Below are 15,982 nucleotides of genomic sequence, written 5' to 3' on the forward strand. Positions count from 1 at the left end.
TCAAGCCATGGCCAGCGGCGTGCGCCGCACACGCCGCACATTAAACGCGCTGGCAATCAGCACACCCAGCATCAGCGCCAGGCCCAGCAAAACACCGCGGTACATGTGGTGGTCCATCATCACGCCAAAAATCAAGGGTGACACGGCCTGGCCGATGTCCAGACCTGCATACACCACGCCATACACCCGGCCCGAGGCATTTTCAGGTGTGGAGCGTTTGACCAGCAAGTCGCGCGAGGGCCCGGCAATGCCGGACGAAAAACCCATCAAACCAAACAGCACGGGCACCACCCAAGCTGAAAAGCTGCCAAGCGCCAGCACCAGCGCAATCAGGGCCGCCACGCCGAAGCCGCCGCCCACAATACGTTCACAACGCGCCGGGTTCGCGGCCAGAAAGCCGCCCATCACCATGCCGGCCGCGCTGCACACCATGTAAATCGTCAGGCACATGGCCACCAGCGCCACGGGCACGTCGTGCAACTGGCGCGCGGCCTCAGGCGCAAAGGCCTGCACCACACTCAACACAATCGCGTACCAGAAGAAAAACGCAAAACACATCCACACCGCGGGAATCCGCAAAAAGCTCAAGGAGCTGTCAACCGCCGGTGCACCCTTGACCGGGGCCGCCACCGTCAGGCTCAGCTTGTCGCGATTCAGCAGCAACACGGCCAGCACCACAAAGGCCAGCGTACCCGCCGCCGCCAGCGCCACGCGCCAGGAGTAGGCAAAGGTCAGTGTCACCACCAGTGCCGGTGCCAGCGCCCAGCCCAGGCTGCCGGTGATGCCGTGCACGCTGTAGGCATGGCCCAGGCGCGGCGCGCTGACCTTGCGGTTGATCAGGGTGTAGTCCACCGGATGAAACACGCCGTTGCCAATGCCGGCCAGCACCGCAAAACCGGCCATCATCCAGTAGCTGGTGCTGATGGAATACCCAAAAGCCGCGATACCCAGCAGACTCAGACCGGCCAACAGGATCGGACGCGGGCCGAAGCGGTCCACCACAAACCCCGACAAAGCCTGCACCGCACATGACACGACGAAAAAAATCGTCATCAAAAAGCCCAGCTGCGCGTAACTCACATTGAACTCGTCCTTGAGCCAGGGGAACAGCGGCGCCAGCAGCAACTGGCTGAAGTGGCTGATCAGGTGGGCCAGGCCGACCAGGCCGATGACGCCGGCATCCTGGCGCAGGGAGACGGCATTGAAAGGAGGTGTGGGGGCGGTGCTTGTGATGCTCATGCGGCTATCGTAATATCGGCCCAGGATTCCTGTATGCGACAAAAAGACAGGGTTTAGCGAAATCCAGCCAATCCATGCCCCGCCACCTCGACCCCGCCAAAGCCCGCCCGCCCTTGCTCTCGGTGGACGGCATAGACGCCTTCACGCCCAGCCGCGAGCGGCCTGTGCGTGTGCGGGCGCGCAGCATGCCGGCCGACACCCACTTCGAACCGCACCGCCACGCCTGGGCGCAACTGGCCTATTGCGCCAGCGGCATCGTGCAGGTGACGGCGGCCACACCCGACGAAGTGACCTACATCGTGCCGCCTTCACGCGCGGTCTGGGTCGCGCCCGGCGCCTTACATGCCATCAACGTGCTGGAGGCGGCCGAGTTCAGAACGCTGTACATCCACGCCGATGCCACCCCCGCCGGCTGGCAAGGCTGCCGCGTGATCGTGGTGTCGCCGTTGCTGCGTGAAATGGTTCACGCACTAGACAGCCCTGGCCTGAGCCCCACACGCGAAGCCCTGCTCAGCGCCCTGCTGCTCGACGAAATCACAGTCGCCGACACCCAGCCGCTGGGGGTGCCGCTGCCACATGCCCAGCAAGGCGACAAACGTCTGCGCGCCTTGTGCGAAGCCGTGCTGCGCGCGCCATCCGAACGTGCCACCCTGGCCGAATGGGCCGCCGACACAGGCGCCAGCGAACGCACCATGGCGCGCTTATTCCGCGACGAGTTGGGCATCAGCTATCAGCAGTGGCGCCAGCAAGCCATCCTGGCCCACGCCCTGCCCCTGCTGGCACGCGGCACACCGGTCAGCCAGGTGGCCGCCGCCAGCGGTTATGCCAGCGACAGCGCGTTTTCAGCCATGTTCAAGGCCGCCATGGGGCAATCGCCGAGTTATTTTCACAAAAAATAGGGCTCTAGCCATTAATCCACGGGCGTAACAAGCTATCAAATAAATAGCAACTCAAGCCCACTCACGCACCGCCCGGGAGAAATCGCGTGACTCTGGCGCCCACCGGGCGTGAACTCGAAAAGATCGAACGCGGCGAACACTTGTCCTGGACTGACCAGAAATATCCGCCCGGTGCTAACCGCAAAGCGCAAGGCGCAGAATGAAATGAGTGACTAAAACGCGCCGCCGGAACCCGTCGGCTCAAGCGAGCGACTAAACCGCGCTTTTGAAATCAATGGGGAACGCCATTGATCACACCCCTTTGAAGCCACTCAGGCCGGGATAGGCACGCCCCAGTTGCTGCACCAGGTGGTGTTCATTGTTGGCGACAAACGTCTTTTCGCCAGCTTCCGAATCGCTGCCAGCGACAGCGGGTGCAGCTTGCCGGATGACCCCGCCGGGCGGGAGCATCTTGACCAGGAACTTCCCGTCCAGATGGGCAGGGAGTTGCCGGTACTCGCCCGTGACCTCGTAATGGTGGTCAAGATGTTTAAAGTGGTATCTGTGTTGCATGGTCAACCTTGGAAGTGGGCCTGTCAAATACTTGCATTAAGAGAAGCAGAGTGGATTCTCTTCCTCTGCAACGCTCAATTCCGGAAACATTCTTGGCTGAATAAGAAATGTAGTCCATGACGCCTAACTATGGGCGCCAGGCCACGGATGTCTGCACAGGCTGGCAAAGCCCGCCGCAGCAGGTCGGGCTTGCCTATCGCGCTCGGGATATCCCAGGCTTTCTTGCTGCGGCCTGTGCCGTGGGGTTGGGCGTAGGCTCGCCAATCTTGCGCAGCGTATTGCGATCCGTATGGTGAAACGGTTCCGCCTGCCCCGGGATGATCAATACCGTGTCCTGCTCGTAGGACCAGCTTCCATCAGGGTTGATAGTGACCGTGATGGTGTAGCTCTCCGTTCTGAATGCGTGCTCCAGAAACGGATTGGACACGATCCCATTCGTCAGGGATCCCCGCACCGCCTGGAGGCGAAACGTTTTCGCATCAGCTGCCGCGTGACCGACAGCCATCGCCGTTTGCCCACGCGGTATCGACAGCGTCTGCAGCACATTGCCCGTCGCCGGCTCCCACAGCCAGTAGCCAACCTGGTCGTGAAATGTCTCGACATCATCAGGCTTGACGATCCGCGTGTGGTAGCGCAAGCCGTAGAACAGTTGCGGCCCATTGGTCTGAGCATCGATGGGCTGCAACTCCACATGTTCGATGAAAGCCTGCTTTTCAGGGCCATCCGGCTTGGGGTTGACGTCAAGACCGCGCGTGCCGGTCCAGATGCCTGCCATTCCGGTGAGCGGCCCCAGATTGGCCAGCGTATCAACGTCCGGCTCGGGTTCGGTGTAGATGTCTTTGGGGTAGTTTTCCATGGTTAGTCTATAGGTCAGTTTCTTGCGCTTGTGGGGGAGTCCACATACGAGAGGCTAGAGGTCGTAGCCCAAAATTTAATTTGCATTTTTTTGCCCGTAAGAAGCGATTTTTTGCTCCCACATGTCACGCACCTTACGGCTGCATGAGGCCGCAGCTAGGCGACGGAATAGGATCGCGGCCATCAGTAGTAGCAGAACCAATAAACCCAACGACAACCACGCACAGACTGGCGAATTGAGAAATGAATATGAGGCACCTTTCGGAACCAAGTTTGCGATAAGCTGGATCAGGAAGGCCAAGAACAGGAGCGCTGAACCGGCCAAATATTCAGCACGCTGATTTGATACCGCCTTGTACCAGTGCTCGTTAATCGTGTGGCGAACGACCACCGTGCTGTAAATATCTTTGGCGGTAAGTGTCACTGAGCCAAGAGCAAAGAAGGCAGCAGAAATGAAGCCCACCGATGCTCCGAGAATATTGAGAAATGTAGTTGCTTCCATCGTAAGACCTCCAACGCCCAAGCTCAGGGGCCCCTTACCGCAACGCCTTCTCGCAGAATTCTGCTGCGTACTTGGCATTACCTTCTTCTGCACATTCTTGCTGCAATACATGCACCGACAGATTGCCAATGCGCTTAGGCTGCGAGAGATTCAGAATGTGCCAACCAACAAGATTCTCGAAATTGACCTTGGCGAGTTCCTCGCGGGAATAGGTTAGTTCCAGTATTGGCTCAGGAAATTCTTTCCCGTATTTATCCATCAAAGTTTCTACCATGATGATTTTGACTTCATCAAATTGTGTTGCTTGAAAATGAGCCATTAGCCCTTCGAGAACATCCTTGGTCGTGTTGCCACCAGAAAATACGGAACCTTGCTTTATCGAAATGGTAACGACCTTCTTCCCTCTCTCATCGTCTTGCTTAACGTTAAGTATTGAGTGACTAATTTCAGAAATCGTTTTGGGATCGGCTGTTTCACCGCAGCCGCCGAGGGCTACCAGCAAGAACAAGGCGACGTGGAGTAGTCGTGATTTCATAGTACGGACTTTCGAATTTCTCATTTGTAATGGCTAACGTAATGCATGCCGCAAAAACTGTGGCTGCAACTTAATCTGGACATTAAATATTCTTGAAAATGGCTTGCATGCTGAGTTTTAGGATCACATTCTGCAAATTCATCCAGTTATAAACTCCATGAAGCCCCTCAACAACCCTTGCAATCCATTCGCGTTTTTGATCAGAGCAGGTAGCGAATTCATCACCTGCACTCTAGCCATTGCCCCTATATGCGGGCGCAGCAAGCTATTAAAAGAATAGCAATAATTCCAGGCCTACGTCCTACAACCAACGCTTCAGCAATCCCATCACCTGGTCAAACCGTTTGCCATACGGCGGATAAAACAAATCACCGCGCGCCCACTTCGACGACACCAGCACCGGCTTTTGCTGGGTCAGGCGCAGGAAGCCGGCTTCGCCGTGGTAGCTGCCCCAGCCGCTTTCGCCGACGCCGCCAAAGGGCAGGTTTTCGTGGGCGATGTGCATCAGCGTGTCGTTCACCGTCACGCCGCCGCTCACGGTGCGTGCCAGCACGGCGTCGCGCGATGCGGTGTCGGTGCCAAACCAGTAGAGCGCGAGCGGCCGCGGCCTGGCGTTGATGTACGCGATGGCATCGTCCAGCGAGTCGTAAGGCAGCACGGGCAGGATGGGGCCGAAGATTTCTTCGTTCAGCAGTTTGGAATCGACCGCCGCACCAAACACCAGCACCGGCGCCATTTGCCTTGAGGCGGGTGCTCCAGCTGCGGCACCCGGGTTCAGCACCTGCAAACGTGCGCCCTCACCTTCGGCCTGCGCCAGCAATGCCTGCAGGCGTTCGTGGTGGCGCGGGCTGATGATGGCGGCGTAATCCGGGTTGCCGGCAATGGTGGGGAAAAGTTTGGCGACCGCTTTTGCAAAGGCCTCGCCGAATGCGGCCTCGCGGCCCCTGGGCAGCAACACATAGTCGGGCGCGATGCAGGTCTGGCCGGCATTGAGCAGCTTGCCATGGGCGATCTTGATGGCGGCCCGGTCCAGGTCGCACGACGCATCAATGATGCAAGGCGACTTGCCGCCCAGCTCCAGCGTGGTTGGCGTCAAGTTGGCCGCAGCCGCCTTGGCCACAATGCGGCCCACGGCGGTGGAGCCGGTAAAAAACAGATGGTCAAACGGCAGGCTGCAGAATTCTGCGGCAAGCTGGCCATCACCCAACACCACACAAATCTCATCCTCGGCAAAGGCTTGGCCAATCAACTCGGCCAGCAAGGCAGATGTTTTTGGTGTCAGCTCGCTGGGCTTGAGCATCACACTGTTGCCCGCCGCCAGTGCGGTGATCACCGGCCCCAGCGACAGTTGCACCGGGTAATTCCATGGCGAGACCACACCGACCACACCCAGCGGCTGGCGCTGCAGGTAAGCATACGAAGGTTGCAGGTACAGCGGTGTGCTGACCTTGACCGGCTTCATCCATTTGGGGAGCGCCTTGAGTGTGTGCGACAGCAAGGTGCGCAACACAAACAGATCAGCAATCTCGGTCAGCTGCGGCGAGCGCACGCCGAAATCGGCCTGTACGGCCTGGGCCAGCGCCGCACCATTTTTATCTAGCAAGGCCCGCATACGCAGCAGCCGGTCACGGCGCAAGGCCAGCGGCACCTCGATCTGGGCGCGGCTGGCGCGGTACTGGACCTCAAAAAGAGCGGCGAGGCTGGCGTCGGCAGGACGGCTGTGGGTGCTGGAGGTCATCCGGCGATGATAGGGCCGGCGGGCGCCACGCAGCCGATGCACAACGCCCGTCCCGGCACTGTGTCACCTGGTCAGGCGCAGGCCGCATACAGACGCTGGAAACCGGCGGGCATGGATAGCGCCCGATGCGTCTCAGCTCACTATCAAATCAGGAGCTATCCACATCCGTCAATCATGGGCTACAGGCCGATTTTCCTTCAAACTTAACATTCAACCGTCGATCCACGGCGCTTGCGGCCGCCACAGCCGCCCTGCGGGCAAAACCAGCTCAAACCAATAACGGCTCGACACTACTCGCCGGCGATGAGGGGGCAGCACATTCGTGCAGCCAGTCCATGAGGACCTGCAGCCGCCTGGGCACGGGGTCGTGCGGCGGGTGAACCAGGTAGTAATCGTAGTGGCCCGACTGGGTGAAGCCGCCAAAAGGCAGAATCAGCTCGCCGCGGTCTATGCGTTTTTGCACCAGTTGCTGGCGGCCTATCGCGATACCGGCGTGGTTCATCGCGGCCACCACGCACAGATCGGAGCGGTCGAAGGTGATGCCGCGCCCGGGCAGCTGCGCCAGCGTGCCGTGCTGTCTGGCCCATAACATCCATTCGGCATCGCTGGCGGCGTTGTCCCAGGCCAGCGCATCGTGCAGCAGGGTGCAATCGCGAAGATGCTCCGGATGATCCAGCAGGCCGTGGCGGCGGGCGTATTCGGGGCTGCAGACCGGCGCCATTTTTTCCTCCATCAGCTTGTGGCTGACCAGGCCGGGAAAGTCACCATTGGCGTAATACAGGGCGAGGTCGATATTGCGGGTGCGAAAGTCGGCGTTGTCATTGCCCACCCGGATATCCAGCGCGACCAAGGGGTAGCGTTCGGCGAAGTCCGCCAGCCTGGGCACCAGCCAGCATTGCGCGACCGATGGCCGTGCGTACAGCGCAATGGTGCCGGCAATTTCGGCTTGCGAGTTGGGCTGCAGCGCCTCGGACAACTCGCCCACCGCGTGCTGCAAGATGCCAAAAATGCGCTCGCCCTCCTCGGTCAGGCAAACCTGGCGCGTCAGGCGCTGGAACAGGCGAATGGACAGGGCGCGCTCCAGCCGGCCAATGCGGTGGCTGACCGCACTGGGGGTCAGGCACAGTTCGTCGGCGGCACCCGCAAAGCTGAGGTGACGGGCTGCCACCAGAAAGGTGTAGAGATTTGAAAACTGGCTGCTGTTGAGCCGCGAGGCGATGCGGGGAGGAAGATTCAGCATGGCAATAGGTTCCCTCGAACGACAAACCGCCCGTCCCGCTTTGTACCAAATTTTTAAAACATGGCAGCGGGACGGGCGGTTGACTCCCGCCTCAAGGCTTCAGTCTTGCAGCAACTGGCGGCCCTTGGCCAGATAGGCCTCCATCTCGGCCGGCGGCACCATGCCGCCGCCTGTGCCCCACACCAGATGGGTGGCCCGGGCCAGGCGCTCGGCGCTCAGGCCGGCGCGGGCGCGATAACCCTGCTGCTCGCCCAACACCCGGGCCATGCCCGGCACGCCTGCCAGCGCCGACGGCTCCAGGCGCAGGCCTTCGCTGCGCTCCATCAGCGCCAGCAGCCGATACAACTCCTCGTCGCTGACGGTGTAATAACCGTCCAGCAGACGTTGCATGGCACGGCCGACAAAGCCAGAAGCGCGGCCCACGGCCAGACCGTCGGCGGCGGTGATGTTGTCTATGCCGAAGTCCTGCACCGACACGGCATCGTGCTGCCCGGTGTAGACACCCAGCAGCATGCACGGCGAGTGGGTGGGTTCGGCAAAGATGCAGTGCACGGCATCGCCAAAGGCCAGCTTGAGCCCGAAAGCCACACCGCCGGGGCCGCCGCCCACGCCGCAAGGCAGGTAGACAAACAGCGGGTGTTCGGCGTCCACCGTGATATGGGCCGTGGCCAGTTGGCCTTTCAGCCGCTCCGCCGCCACCGCGTAACCCAGAAAGAGGCTGGTGGAATTTTCATCGTCGACAAAGTGGCAACTGGGGTCGGATTCGGCCTGCTTGCGACCCTCGGCCACGGCCACGCTGTAGTCGGAGGCGTACTCGACCACGGTGACGCCGTGTGAACGTAACTTGTCTTTCTTCCACTGGCGCGCGTCGGCCGACATGTGCACCGTGGCCTGAAAACCCAGGCGCGCGCTCATGATGCCTATCGACAGCCCCAGGTTGCCGGTGGAGCCGACGGCAATCTTGTACTGGCCAAAAAAGGCGCGCGCCTTGTCGCTGTCCAGCTGGGCGTAGTCATCGCCGGTTTGCAGCAGGCCACCGGCCAGTGCCAGGTCTTCCGCGTGTTTGAGCACTTCGTAAATGCCGCCCCGGGCCTTGATGGAACCGGAAATCGGCAGGTGGCTGTCGGTCTTGAGCCACAAGGCGCCGCCGCCAGTCACCAGGCCGTAACGCTGGCTCAACAGTGCTTGCAGGGCAGGCAGGGGCCGGATGCCGGATTCGATGATGCCGCTACTGGCCGCCGTCTCGGGGAACGCCCGCATGATGTAGGGCGCAAAACGCACCAGGCGGGCGCTGGCGTCGGCCACGTCAGCGGCGGTCAGGCCCACGTCGCCCAGCGCCTCCGCCGTGGGGGCGGTGGCCGGGTTGAACCAGCTGGTTTCCTTCAACGCCACCAGATCGCGGATCAAAGGGTGGCTGGTGGTCCAGTCTTCCAAGGTTTTTCCCAAAATCATCATCTTCAACTCCTTGATGGGTTTCGCTTGATATCGTTGTTATCGGTCAGGGCTCAGACAAACTGCGCCAGTAGCAAGGTCAGCCCCAGGGCGACCAGCGAGGCCAGCACCGTGCCGGCCGTGAATTTCTTCAACGCGTCGGCCAGCGATGCGCCCAGGTATTCCTTCACCACCCAGAAGGCGGAGTCGGTCACGTGGGTCCAGCCGATGGCGCCCGCGCCTATGGCAATCACCATGATTTCCCGGCTCTGCTCCGGGTGGGTATTCAGCACCGGCAGCACCATGCCGGCGGCACTGATCATGGCCACGGTGGCGGAACCCACCGCGAAGTGCATCAAGCCGGCGACCAGCCAGGCCAGCACGATGGGGTTCATGTTCAGCTGTGCCAGCGAGTCGGCCAGCACCTTGCCTATGCCGCTGTCGATCAGAATGCCGTTGAAGGCACCGCCCGCACCAATGATCAGCAAAATGCTGGCCAGCGGCGGGAAGGATTTATCGGTCAACTTGAGCAGATCGGGCATGCGCAGGCCACGGCGCAAACCCAGCGACCAGTAGGCAAACACCACGGCAATAACCAGCGCCGTCAGCGGGTTGCCCAGAAAGCTCACCAGCTCGTAGGCCGCCGAGCCTTTGCTCAGACCCATCACACCCAGGGTCTTGCCGACCATCAGCAACAGCGGCAGCAAAATGGTGAACAGCGTCAGGCCGAAACCGGGCAAATCCTTGCTGGCGCGGGTTTCGCAACGTTCTTCCAGGAAGGCGTCTTGTGTGGCCGGCGCTTCGCTCTTGCAGGCCAGTTTGATCCACAGCGGCCCGGCAATCACGGCCGTCGGCAGGCCGACGATCAGGCCGTACAGAATCACCTTGCCCACATCGGCGCCCAGCATGCCGGTGATCGCCATCGCAGCGGGGTGCGGCGGCAACATGCAATGCACCGTCATCAGCGAAATGGCCAGCGGCACACCCAGGTACAGCATGTTCAGGCGGGTGTCCTTGGCCACCACATAGATCAGCGGAATCAGCAGGACGAAACCGACCTCGAAAAACACCGGAATCCCGGCGATAAAGCCGACCAGCATCATGACCCAGGAGGCGCGCTGCTTGCCCAGCGTGTTCAGCAAGGTCTGGGCAATACGTTCGGCCCCGCCGGACTCCTCCAGCATTTTTCCAAGGATGCTGCCCAGGCCAATGATGGCCGCCAGAAAACCCAGCGTGCCGCCCACGCCTTTCTCCAAAGACCCGGCGATGTCGGCGAGCGGCATGCCCGAGCCTAGGCCGACCACAAAACAGGCTGCCATCAAGGCCAGGAAAGCATGCACCCGAACCTTGACGATCAGCACCACGATCAGCACGATCGCGGCCAGCAAAACCAGTAATAAACCTGTACCACCCTGCATGACGTCTCCTGTTGAAATATTGGTGTTACGCAAAGGCCGGACTCAGCGCCTTGCCAGAGATTAAACGGCAGCGCCCAAAGGCTGACAAAGGATGAAAATTCAAGGGACAGCTGACGCAGCATCATCCATACGCGACAAGTGGCGGCCGCGTGCAGGGGGCTGCATTGATGGAATATTCCTACAGTCGGCACGCGAATTTTCCGGTACGGTGGTGCATTCCTTCTGAAAGGTTTTCATGGAATTCAAGGACTACTACGAAACCGTCGGCGTCACGCGTGATGCAACACCGGAGGACATCAAGCGCGCCTACCGCAAGCTGGCGCGCAAGTTCCACCCCGACGTCAGCCAGGAAAAAAACGCCGAGGCGCGCTTCAAGGAAGTCTCTGAGGCCTATGAGGTGCTTAGCGATCCCGACAAACGCGCGGCATACGACCAGTTGGGCGCCAACTACCAGGCCGGACAGGACTTCCGGCCACCGCCTGAATGGGCCGGCAGCCACGCCTCCAGCAGCCGGAGCCGCGGTTTTCGCGAAGGCCAGTTCAGCGCTCAAGGTGCCGATCACAGCGAATTTTTTGAGTCACTGTTTCGCGGCATGGGCGGCAGCAGGCATGGCGGGCACAGCCAGGACATGTTCGACATGCATGGCCAGGACCAACACGCGAAGATACAAATCAGCATCGAAGACTCCTACAACGGCGCCACCCGTACCTTGCAGTTGCGCACGCCGCAGGAAAGCAGCGACGGGCGCGTCCAGATGCAGGACCGCAGCATCGAGTTTGTGATTCCCAAAGGCATACGCGCCGGTCAGCACATACGACTGGCCGGACAGGGCGCACCCGGCGTGGGCCAGGGCAGCCCCGGCGACCTCTACCTGGACGTGGCGTTTTTGCCGCACCAGCTTTACCGGACCGAGGGCCACGATGTTTACATGGACCTGCCCGTAGCACCCTGGGAGGCCGCACTGGGGGCCGAAGTTGAAGCGCCCACGCCGACCGGCCGGGTCGAGGTCAAAATCCCCGCCGGCTCGGCCACCGGTCGCAAACTACGGCTCAAGGGACGCGGCCTGCCCGGCAAGACGCCCGGTGATTTTTATTACGTGTTGCAGCTCACGCTGCCGCCAGCCGACACCGATGCCGCAAAAAATGCTTACCAGGGTATGGCCACGGCATTCAAGACCTTCAACCCGCGCGCCCAACTGGAAGGCCAGCCATGACATCCCACACCGCCATCCCTCAACTCATCGGGTTTGTTCTGGAAGACCAGACCGAACTCACCCTGGCCGATCTGTGCCGCGCCTGCGCGACGCAAGCCAACGTGGTCATTGAACTGGTCGATGAAGGCCTGATAGTGCCCAGCGGCCCAACGCCCGAATACTGGCGTTTCACCGGCCTGCACATGCAACGCGCGCTTGTCGCGCTGCGCCTGCAGGAAGACCTGGGGGTGAACCTGGCCGGTGCCGCACTGGCGCTACAACTGCTTGAAGAGCTGGAAACGCTGCGCAGCCGCTTGCGCGTTTTGGAAGAAACCTAGGCTCAAAGAAACACAGGCCAGCCGGTGTGGCGCCAGCGTCGATGACGCTGCTCAGGCCCACAAGGTATTCATGGCCTGCGAGAAGTCTTGAGCCAGACGCGGCCACCCGGCCGCCTGCCCACCGCTGACCACAGGTTTCCCGGCTACAAACACCTCGCGGAAACGCGCGTCGGGACTGGAGAACACCAGCGCGTCCAGCAGATGCTCGGCCGGAATGCCTAGCAAGGCCGGTGATGACCTATCGATTACCGAAAAGTCGGCACGCTCGCCGGGCCGGATGCCGCCCAGCGGCAAGGACGTCGCCGCGGAGCCGCCGGCCAGCGCGGCGTTAAACAACGATCCGGCACTGCTAGGCCCGCCCAAGGTTCGCGCCGCGATGTTGCGCTGACGCAAGGTCAGGCGCTGGGAGTATTCGAGCAGGCGAAGTTCTTCCTGCCAATTGCGTGTGACGTGGCTGTCGGAACCAATGGACCAGCGGCCGCCGGCCGCCGCATAGGTCGGCAGGTCAAACACACCGTCACCCAGATTGGCTTCGGTGCTTGGGCAAATCACAACCGCCGCGCCACTGCGCTGCACACCCTGTAGCTCGACCGCGCTGGCCTGCGTGGCATGGACCAGGTTCCAGCGCGCATCGACCTGCGCGTGTTGCAGCAACCATTCGATAGGCCGCGCGCCATGCGCCGTGAGGCAGTCTTGGACTTCCTGCATCTGCTCGGCGATGTGGATATGGACCGCCATGCCCCGCGCCCTGGCCGCGGCCGCGACTTCGTGCAGCGCCGCCTCGTCCACCGCACGCAGTGAATGCAAAGCCAGGCCGGTATTGATATGGCCGGTGCTTTGGCCTCGCACCCCTTCGGCCAGGCGCAACACCGAGTCCGGGGTGGAGGCAAAACGTCGCTGGTCCTCGCGCAGGCCCTTGGCGCCAAAACCCGAACGCATATACAGCGTGGGCAGCAGGGTCAGGCCCATGCCCACACGCTGCGCCGCACGTACCAGTGCCAGCGACATGGCCAGCGGGTCGGCATAAGGCTGGCCATCGGTGTGGTTATGCAGGTAATGGAATTCGCAGACCTGGGTGTAACCGGCTTGCAGCAGCTCGGCGTAAAGCAGCGCCGCCACGGCTTCCAGCTGCTCCGGTGTGATACGCAGCGCGGCGCTGTACATGCGATCGCGCCAGCTCCAGAAATCGTCATCGCTGCCGCTGGCGCGTTCGGTCAATCCGGCGATCGCGCGCTGGAAGGCGTGGCTGTGGGCATTGACCAAGCCCGGCAAGACCGGCCCACCCAGACGTTCTGCCCCGCGTTGCAACTCGGCACTGGCCTGGGGCTCGACATGTGTCCAGTGACCATCTGCCGCAATACTCAGCAACACCTCCTGCGCCCAGGCCCCATTGACCCAGGCCTGGGGTGCGAGGAAATGCTTGACCTCACTGGCCATACAGCTTGCGGGCCGCAGCCAGGCTGCCTTCCACCATGGCCTTGAGCACCGGCTGGATCTTTTTCGCCTTCGCCTCGTCATAGGCAAACGGCGCGACTTCCTGCATGTACAGGCTCTGGCATTTCTCCAGCTGGATCGCGTGCACATGCTGCGCCGGCTGACCATAACGGCGCGTGATGTAGCCGCCCTTGAAGCGGCCATTGACGATGCTGCTCACGCCCTCCGCGCCAGCACAGGCGGCGGCCGCGGCTTCGGCGATGGAAGGATCAGCGGCCGCGCCGTCGGCCGTGCCAATGTTCAGGTCTGGCAGGCGGCCATCGAACAGCCAGGGGATTTCGGAGCGGATGCTGTGTGCGTCCCAGAGCAGCACAAAACCATGTTTTTCCTTGAGGCGTGCCAGCTCATTGGCCAAGGCCGTGTGATAAGGCTGCCAATAGGTTTCGCGACGGCGCAGGCGCTCGGCAGGTTCAGGGGCCTTGCCTTCCTGGTACAACGCATCACCGTTGAAAAACCGTGTTGGGCACAACTCGGTGTTGGACGCTCCGGGGTACATCGGTGCGTCGTCGGGTGGACGGTTCAGGTCGATGACATACCGTGAATAGGTCGGCCTGAGCACGCTGGCGCCGAGCGCCGACAAAAAGTCATACAGCCGATGCAAATGCCAGTCGGTGTCTTCGACGTCCAGCGCACGCGCCGTGTAGTCGCCGCGCAAGTCGGGCGGAATTTCGGTGCCGGTGTGCGGCATGCTAACCAGCAAAGGCACGCTGCCTTGCTCCAATTTAAAACTCATACAGGTTCACCATTAAAAATTGTTTGGAGACGCGGATTCGCACCCAGGGCATAACTCAATTGGGCGGGATGGGACACATCCCACAACACAAAGTCGGCACGCTGGCCCCTGGCCAACACACCACGATCTGGCAGACCCAGCGCGCGCGCCGCATGACGGGTCACACCGGCCAGGGCTTCTTCAGGCGTGAGCCGGAACAAGGTACAGGCCATGTTGAGCATCAAGAGCAAAGAGGTACACGGCGAGCTGCCGGGATTGCAGTCGGTAGAAATCGCCATGGCCACCTGCTGCGCACGCAACAATTCTATAGGCGGTACCCGGGTTTCACGCAAAAAGTAAAACGCACCGGGCAATAACACGGCCACACTGCCTGCAGCCGCCATCGCAGCCGCACCCGCTTCGCTCAGCCACTCCAGGTGATCGCAACTGAGCGCGCCGTAACGCGCCGCGAGTTGCGCGCCGCCGCTGTCGCTGAGTTGTTCGGCATGCAGCTTGACCGGTAGCCCGAGTTGGCGCGCCGTGTCGAACACACGTTCGGTCTGCGCCGTGCTGAAGGCAATACGTTCACAAAAGGCGTCCACCGCGTCAACCAGGCCTTCCGCATGTAACGCCGGCAACATGCGTAACACCTCATCCAGGTAGGCATCGGTGCGACCGGCAAACTCGGGCGGCACGGCGTGGGCACCAAGAAAGGTCGTGCGTACATCCACCGGCTGCGCACGGCCCAGCGCACGGGCCACCCTCAGGGTTTTGCGCTCATGTTCCAGCGCCAGGCCGTAGCCGGACTTGATTTCGATGGTGGTGACCCCCTCGGCCACCAGGGCTTGCAGCCGTTTCAGGCTCTGCGCCTGCAGCTCTGCCTCCGACGCCGCACGTGTGGCCTTGACCGTGGAAGCAATGCCGCCGCCGGCCCGGGCAATGTCTTCGTAACTCGCGCCCTGGAGCCGCAGCTCGAACTCCTGCGCGCGGTCACCGCCGTACACCAGGTGGGTGTGGCAATCGATCAGGCCCGGCGTGATCATTGCGCCGCCGGCGTCGTGTTCACGTGTACAGCGAACTGTCAGCTCGCCCGGCAACTCGCTGCGCGGACCGACCCAGGCCACCTGCCCGGCTTCGACGGCCAGCGCCGCGTCTTCGATCAGGCCATAAGGCGCAGCGTGGTCCGGCTGCAGGGTGGCAATGCGGCAATGGCGCCAGATTTGTAATGTCATCGAATTTCCATCCAGAGAGCGGTCGGCGCTTCAAGGCGTACAGAAGCGCCTTCAAGCATCACCCGCCAAGCCAGGGTGTGCGGCGGCACGGTGGCAAAACTTGTGTCCACCTGCACGGCCACCGGCTCGTCCCAGGCATAGACCGCGACACGGGTGCCGGGGACCACCTGGGTGTCCAGCACGCCCAGCACACGCACCATGCGGGCACTGGCCCGCCCCTTGCGCAACATCAAATTGAAGTCCTCGGTGGGTCCGTCCAGCAACTCGCAGCCACAGGGCAAGGCGCCGTCAAAACACAGCGGATCACTTTGCGCCGTGAGCAGGTGTGCCTGCCCGTCCAGCGCCAGGCTGACCCCCGCGCCACCCAGCACCGCAAACCAGCGCTGTACGCCGTCGAAATGCGAAAACGGGCCGCTCTTGTCCACTTCGGCCACCGAAATCCGCCAGTCCCAGTCCTGCGGGGTCGGCCAGGCCAGCAGTTCACGCGTGACACCGCCGCCATTGCGCCAGGGCGCGGGCACCACATCTTCCAGGGGAATCATTTGCCAAGTCATGGGATAAGCTCCGCTCTGTGAGCGCCTGGTTTTGCCTCGGGAACGGCCAGT

General features: G+C 61.8%; 16 protein-coding genes. 3 read left to right on the forward strand and 13 right to left on the reverse strand.

What is annotated here, in order from left to right; translation table 11 throughout:
- Window positions 1-1,239 (reverse strand): MFS transporter, encoded by a 1,239-nt coding sequence (locus tag ACHMXK_RS14765; RefSeq protein ID WP_397441307.1) that lies wholly within the window; start codon window positions 1,237-1,239, stop codon window positions 1-3.
- Window positions 1,240-1,313: 74 nt separating this feature from the next.
- Here ACHMXK_RS14765 and ACHMXK_RS14770 point away from each other — a divergent pair, with 74 nt between their 5' ends.
- Complete coding sequence (locus ACHMXK_RS14770; protein ID WP_397441308.1) at window positions 1,314-2,138, forward strand: AraC family transcriptional regulator; 825 nt, start codon at window positions 1,314-1,316, stop codon at window positions 2,136-2,138.
- 291 nt (window positions 2,139-2,429) lie between these two features.
- Here ACHMXK_RS14770 and ACHMXK_RS14775 read toward each other — a convergent pair whose 3' ends face one another.
- The 8 genes from ACHMXK_RS14775 to ACHMXK_RS14810 form a co-directional block, all read right to left on the reverse strand.
- Complete coding sequence (locus tag ACHMXK_RS14775; RefSeq protein ID WP_397441309.1) at window positions 2,430-2,690, reverse strand: hypothetical protein; 261 nt, start codon at window positions 2,688-2,690, stop codon at window positions 2,430-2,432.
- Between the two features lie 193 nt (window positions 2,691-2,883).
- Window positions 2,884-3,546: an FABP family protein gene (locus tag ACHMXK_RS14780; protein ID WP_397441310.1), complete on the reverse strand. Its 663-nt coding sequence runs from the start codon at window positions 3,544-3,546 to the stop codon at window positions 2,884-2,886.
- A 75-nt stretch (window positions 3,547-3,621) separates the two neighbouring features.
- Window positions 3,622-4,047: a hypothetical protein gene (locus tag ACHMXK_RS14785; protein WP_397441311.1), complete on the reverse strand. Its 426-nt coding sequence runs from the start codon at window positions 4,045-4,047 to the stop codon at window positions 3,622-3,624.
- A 34-nt stretch (window positions 4,048-4,081) separates the two neighbouring features.
- A complete protein-coding gene (locus ACHMXK_RS14790; protein ID WP_397441312.1) occupies window positions 4,082-4,582 on the reverse strand; it encodes a hypothetical protein in 501 nt (166 codons plus the stop codon).
- 301 nt (window positions 4,583-4,883) lie between these two features.
- Window positions 4,884-6,320 carry a coniferyl aldehyde dehydrogenase gene (locus ACHMXK_RS14795; protein WP_397441313.1) on the reverse strand — a complete coding sequence of 479 codons (1,437 nt, stop codon included), beginning with the start codon at window positions 6,318-6,320 and terminating at the stop codon, window positions 4,884-4,886.
- 268 nt (window positions 6,321-6,588) lie between these two features.
- The gene (gene dsdC / locus ACHMXK_RS14800) at window positions 6,589-7,560 is read right to left on the reverse strand and encodes a DNA-binding transcriptional regulator DsdC (RefSeq protein ID WP_397441314.1); all 972 of its coding nucleotides are present in this window, start codon (window positions 7,558-7,560) and stop codon (window positions 6,589-6,591) included.
- Window positions 7,561-7,659: 99 nt separating this feature from the next.
- Complete coding sequence (dsdA, locus tag ACHMXK_RS14805) at window positions 7,660-9,012, reverse strand: D-serine ammonia-lyase (protein WP_397442532.1); 1,353 nt, start codon at window positions 9,010-9,012, stop codon at window positions 7,660-7,662.
- Between the two features lie 53 nt (window positions 9,013-9,065).
- Window positions 9,066-10,409 carry a gluconate:H+ symporter gene (locus tag ACHMXK_RS14810; protein WP_397441315.1) on the reverse strand — a complete coding sequence of 448 codons (1,344 nt, stop codon included), beginning with the start codon at window positions 10,407-10,409 and terminating at the stop codon, window positions 9,066-9,068.
- A gap of 235 nt (window positions 10,410-10,644) precedes the next feature.
- Between ACHMXK_RS14810 and ACHMXK_RS14815 the strand changes: the two genes are divergently transcribed.
- Window positions 10,645-11,622: a DnaJ C-terminal domain-containing protein gene (locus ACHMXK_RS14815; protein ID WP_397441316.1), complete on the forward strand. Its 978-nt coding sequence runs from the start codon at window positions 10,645-10,647 to the stop codon at window positions 11,620-11,622.
- Window positions 11,619-11,939: a chaperone modulator CbpM gene (locus ACHMXK_RS14820; protein WP_397441317.1), complete on the forward strand. Its 321-nt coding sequence runs from the start codon at window positions 11,619-11,621 to the stop codon at window positions 11,937-11,939. Before ACHMXK_RS14815 ends, ACHMXK_RS14820 begins: the two co-directional genes overlap by 4 nt.
- A 51-nt stretch (window positions 11,940-11,990) precedes the next feature.
- On the opposite strand, the gene ACHMXK_RS14825 is transcribed toward ACHMXK_RS14820, so the two are convergent.
- From ACHMXK_RS14825 to ACHMXK_RS14840, 4 genes are read right to left on the reverse strand one after another with little or no spacing between them, the layout of a single operon-like run.
- Entirely contained in the window at window positions 11,991-13,376 is a 1,386-nt protein-coding gene (locus ACHMXK_RS14825; protein WP_397441318.1) for a formimidoylglutamate deiminase, read from the reverse strand.
- A complete protein-coding gene (gene hutG, locus ACHMXK_RS14830) occupies window positions 13,366-14,166 on the reverse strand; it encodes an N-formylglutamate deformylase (protein ID WP_397441319.1) in 801 nt (266 codons plus the stop codon). Before hutG ends, ACHMXK_RS14825 begins: the two co-directional genes overlap by 11 nt.
- Entirely contained in the window at window positions 14,163-15,377 is a 1,215-nt protein-coding gene (gene hutI / locus ACHMXK_RS14835) for an imidazolonepropionase (RefSeq protein ID WP_397441320.1), read from the reverse strand. Before hutI ends, hutG begins: the two co-directional genes overlap by 4 nt.
- The gene (locus tag ACHMXK_RS14840; protein ID WP_397441321.1) at window positions 15,374-15,931 is read right to left on the reverse strand and encodes a HutD family protein; all 558 of its coding nucleotides are present in this window, start codon (window positions 15,929-15,931) and stop codon (window positions 15,374-15,376) included. The genes hutI and ACHMXK_RS14840 overlap by 4 nt, the downstream gene beginning before the upstream one ends.
- Window positions 15,932-15,982: the final 51 nt, after the last annotated feature.

It is taken from the genome of Polaromonas sp. UC242_47, from assembly GCF_044452385.1.
Classification (GTDB): domain Bacteria; phylum Pseudomonadota; class Gammaproteobacteria; order Burkholderiales; family Burkholderiaceae_C; genus Polaromonas.